1 protein-coding gene is annotated in these 2,311 nt (G+C 46.4%); it reads left to right on the forward strand.

Annotation, left to right across the window (positions count from 1 at the left end):
* Nucleotides 1–233: 233 nt before the first annotated feature.
* Nucleotides 234–2,311 (forward strand): S-type pyocin domain-containing protein (locus R7F67_RS23760; protein WP_318057407.1); only part of this gene is annotated, 2,078 nt, incomplete at its 3' end.

Consider the following 2,311-nt stretch of genomic DNA (forward strand, 5'->3'; position numbering starts at 1 on the left):
TTCACGGGTAAAAACACCATATGTATCGCTTCAGCTAAACAGCGACCGTACACAAAGACCACAGCCAACACCGACCAACTTCTTGGATTTATACCCAACTTTTTGGCTCGATAAACAAAAAATTGTATCGGCATACACTACTATCATCCTACCTAGCTGATTTTGCAGAAGAAAGTTAATGGCATGCTTACTGCTTAGTGCCGTGATAACTAGTATTCACTTTAGGTATTTGTGTGTCCTATAAAGTTCTTCCACTGCCGGAAGTAATGTCTCATGAATTTGGATTGATAGAGGGCAACTTCCATAATATTTCGGAAGCGGATATCGCCTCTGCTATTCCTTCACATCTTACTTTTGAACAGCTAAAGCAGCATCTCTACGAAGGCAATCTCGTACTCGTGAGTGATACGCCTCAAACTCCCGCTCTGCTTAGTTACAACGACCCAATAGGTCCTAAAACTTGGCGGCTGAATTCTGAGGTTATCTCTGAACTTTCGGATGATGCGGCTAATAATTTGTTAGCAATAACGAAAACCACCAGAGCAACGGGAGGTTACCGCTCTTGTATCGGGGAAACCTCGACGCCCGAACGAGTTTACACGCCGCCGCCAATCGCAACCGCAAGTGAAGAGGAACTAATCAAGGAGTTTGAGTACAGCTTCGAAGTCGGATGCTCGGATACCACCATAAAGAAAATGGTGCACAGTGACTTTGCTTTAGCGAAAACTGAAAAAGAGAACGCGGTGACCCGTTGGGAGCAAGCCAATACCGAGCAAGGCACCCGCTACACAGCGTTATGTGTGTTTGATGAGCCAAAGCGTTTAAATATCCACATCGCTGATGACAATCTCGGACTGACACCATTGGAAGCCGTCACATTACAAAAAGCCGGCAGCCATAAAGCTGAGGAAGGTTTTATACCTGTTGTCCCTGCAGTGCGATTGGGTGAACGTTTAGGTTTGCCTACAGAAGGCTATTACTACCACTTTAATGATGGTGAACTTGTCCAAGAATACAAAATTCTTGGGGAAGAAAAATGGGCGTTTTACGCTACGCAATCGACACAAGACAAGCTCAATGACGAGCGTGGTTTTACTAAAGACCAAAGCGCTATTTTGGTCTATTGGAAATTAGCCGATCAAATCATCGAAAATCAATACATCATTTATCTTGAGCGACAAATCACGCGCGAAGAGCTCGATAATCTCAGTGAAGATTGGCTGTGTGAAAACGGGATAAAGTTGGATATCCCCGCATTGTTTGATGCGGTCAAACAGCCGGAAGAAGCGCGCTCAGAAGGTAACAACGATGAGACGCAAGCGGAACAAACCGCAGCGACGCACACCGTAACGGTAGGGGAAGACTGGCAAAGCATCGCTGAACTATATGGTATGGGAGCTAAAGCCTTGCTCTTGCTTAACCCAGTGTTTGAGGCCGACCCTCTGTCACTTGCGGTAGGTGATGAAATTATTGTTGCTGAAAAACAGCAACAACAAGCACCGGACAAAAAGAATACCTTTCCGCCGCTGCGCCCACAAACTTACAACAACATCCGCAACAGTCATTATCAGCACAGTGATCCATTGCTCGGGTTGACCAAATATAGAGCCATTAACACTGCCGATTGCATAGAAGGCGATGTGGTAATCCTCAATTTAAAAGACGCCACAAGCTCGCTCGTGTTCGCTAAATCCTGCACCAGACCAGAGGGATGTATTGAAATTGGCGACCAACAAGAGTCAATAAGTAACTTTGGTCCTTGGTCATTCTTCTTTGCACAAGCCAATGCAAACCCAGCTGCTGTCATACCCGCCATTCAAGCGACACAAGCACAAATGGCTATGGGCAGTTCCGCAGCTGTCGCCGGTTCCCCAGAGCAAATGCAGCAAACCCAAACCGCAGCGATGCAGTTAGATAAACTGGCCGGCACATTGAAAGACAAAATCGTCGAGGGCTACCGCTGGCAGGTCGAAGGTATTGGCGCTTTGTTTGCCATGCAGCAAAGCTTATTTGGCGATAACACCCAATACACAGACCAAGATTTACGCCAAGTAACCACGGCGCAAAGCCGCGTTCGTGTCCACATTACCGAGCCCCAAGATGGTGAGTTTTATCCGCACGTACAGGGTTATCATGTAGATGACACACGAATCCCCATCAAATATGTGAAACAAGGGAACAATGGTCAGTTGTCCGTTGCGATTGAAGAGAACGGACCAACCATATATTGGACTCCAGAAGAAAACGGTGAAGCAAGTTGGCAAACTACCCCCGATCATAGTGATGGGTTTGAAAAAGACGATATACTGGT

Source organism: Vibrio sp. YT-17 (assembly GCF_033337375.1).
Lineage (GTDB): Bacteria > Pseudomonadota > Gammaproteobacteria > Enterobacterales > Vibrionaceae > Vibrio > Vibrio alginolyticus.